At 53.4% G+C, this 2,328-nt stretch carries 2 protein-coding genes and 1 pseudogene; 2 read left to right on the top strand and 1 reads right to left on the bottom strand.

Features of this window, described 5'->3' with window-relative positions; translation table 11 throughout:
- Positions 1-647: pseudogene (locus tag KDK13_RS13680) on the bottom strand (NAD-glutamate dehydrogenase); the annotation flags it as partial.
- Positions 648-1,009: 362 nt separating this feature from the next.
- Here KDK13_RS13680 and KDK13_RS13675 point away from each other — a divergent pair.
- Positions 1,010-1,981, top strand: a complete 972-nt coding sequence (locus KDK13_RS13675) for a MoxR family ATPase (RefSeq protein WP_257285531.1) — start codon at positions 1,010-1,012, stop codon at positions 1,979-1,981.
- Between the two features lie 45 nt (positions 1,982-2,026).
- The coding region (locus KDK13_RS13670; protein WP_257285530.1) for a DUF58 domain-containing protein at positions 2,027-2,328 on the top strand (302 nt) is incomplete at its 3' end.

Here is a 2,328-nt window from a genome sequence, read left to right as displayed (position 1 = left end):
CCCGACAGGTCCCCCGGCTGCCCTGCCCCCAGTTGCCCTGCCATCGCCGCCAGCCGTTTAACCCGCCCGGTCATTTCATCAAAATCATCCACGACACGACTGACATCTCTCAGAACGGCATTCAATTGGTGGTTCAGCTGGTCCAGTTCCTCACGGTCCTCACAACGGTCGATTTCAAGATAAACAAAGGCCTCCTGGCTGACAAACTCACCCTCTTCCCGCTCATCCCCAAACTGCAGGGTCATATCGCCAGCACGTCGGGAATACAGTACCCCATTTCGCAGTAAATGAATGGTTGAGCCATAATCGTTCAGTTTCATCCTGATCGAGTCCACAACAAAAGGCATGTCCCGGTGGAGGATTCGAATAACGGTATGGCTTGAGTGCCAGCCATGCATGTTGTATTCCGGATTGATCACTTCAATACGCGGCTGGTCCGGATTGTGGTACTGAATAAACTTCCAGAATGAGTGGGTAGCGCCCAGCAGTTCCTGCCAGTTGCCGGAGACCAGATCCTGATGGGTATCCAGAGAGTAATATCGATAGACAAACTCATGAAAGCTATCCAGCTGATCTACCGGAATATGGGCAGCCAGATCACTGATCAGTTTATCCAGAGTTTCTTCACGTTCCTGACTCGGCCCCATCCCTGGTATCTCCACGGTGAATAGATGTCTGTGTTAAAGTCCATGCACTAGACCATCGGCCCCGACGAACCTATATTGAACAGTGCTGTCAAAAATAAGGTTTATGACCGCAGGATCTGAAACCCAATGTCAACAGAGCCTATAGCATTCGCCAAAACTAAGAAGAGGGGCTTATCAATAAGCCAAATGACTTGTAGAATTTCCAAACCATAAAGTGGGGTCCTGGCACATTCATCTAACTCCGGGGTATTGCCATCCCTCTTCAGTTAGTAGCGGTTAGCCGCTGGCCCATGAACGATCATATATTTCTGGCTATTCAAGTACTCTCTTGAACGACGCAGACAGAATTCCAGGTTGAAAAAATGTCATCAAGCCACTGTTTTACCCAATTCAGTCAGCTGAAAAACTACCTCTCCAGCACCATCATTGGCCAGGAACACCTGGTCAACCGCCTGTTAATCACCCTGCTGGCTGACGGACATCTGCTGGTTGAAGGTGCCCCCGGCCTGGCCAAGACCAGGGCAGTTAAAGCATTATCCGATGGCCTGGATGCGGATTTTCACCGAATCCAGTTCACCCCTGACCTGCTGCCTGCCGATGTCACCGGCACCGACATCTATCTGCCGGAAGATGGCAGCTTCCGGTTTCAGCCCGGACCGATTTTTCACAACCTGATTCTGGCGGACGAGATCAACCGCGCACCGGCCAAAGTCCAGTCGTCGCTACTGGAAGCAATGGCCGAGCGCCAGGTCAGTGTTGGCCAGAAAACCTACCCATTGCCGGATGTTTTTATGGTCATGGCCACCCAGAACCCCATCGAACAGGAAGGCACTTACCCGTTGCCGGAAGCGCAGCTGGATCGATTTATCATGCATGTCCGGGTGGGCTATCCCGATGTTGCAGCAGAACGGGCGATTCTGAAACTGGCCAGGGGGGAAGCCATGCAGACCCCGGTTGAACGCCCACACTCCCCGCTCAGTCAGGAAGAAATTCTGCAGGCCCGCCAGGAGGTTCTGGCTGTGCATATGGAGCCGTCTGTTGAGGAGTACATCGTTCAGCTGATTAACGCCAGCCGCCACCCGCAACTGTACAGTGACCAACTCTCAGGATGGCTTGATTATGGGGCCAGCCCCAGGGGTACCATTGCCCTCGATCGCTGCGCCCGCGCTTATGCCTGGCTCCATGGCCGTGATTATGTCACCCCTGATGATGTCCAGGCGATCGCCCACGATGTGCTGCGCCATCGTCTGTTGCTCACCTTTGAAGCAGAAGCCGAGGGCAAGAACGCTGACCAGATCATCAGCCAGCTATTACACATTGTTCCCATCGCCTGAGTTGATTCCCATGAGCATTGTCAGAAGGGCTATTAGAGAAGCGCCATGAGTGGAGCCTACTGTACATTACAGAGTCTGGTTAATCTGCGGTTGCCGGCAAAGGACCTGCCCCTGTTTCGCCAGGGACGCAGCCTGCGGCAGATGCTGGGTAACTCCCGTTCCCCCTTCAAAGGCCGTGGTATCGACTTTGAAGAAGTCAGGGCGTATCAGTTCGGGGATGATATCCGTTCCATCGACTGGCGGGTCACTGCCCGGAGAATGAAGCCCCACACCAAAGTATTCCAGGAAGAACGGGAACGGCCGGTGATGATTTTGCTCGAACAGAGTCATGCCATGTTCTTTGGCAG

The sequence above is a fragment of the Endozoicomonas sp. SESOKO1 genome (assembly GCF_024606265.1).
Lineage (GTDB): Bacteria > Pseudomonadota > Gammaproteobacteria > Pseudomonadales > Endozoicomonadaceae > Endozoicomonas.
Note: the sequence above shows the minus strand (reverse complement) of the source record. Positions and strands in the feature narration are given on the sequence as shown.

Excerpts from the sequence above, each read along its gene's own strand:
- KDK13_RS13675 (WP_257285531.1), top strand. The coding sequence starts at position 1,010 with ATGTCATCAAGCCACTGTTTTACCCAATTCAGTCAGCTGAAAAACTAC.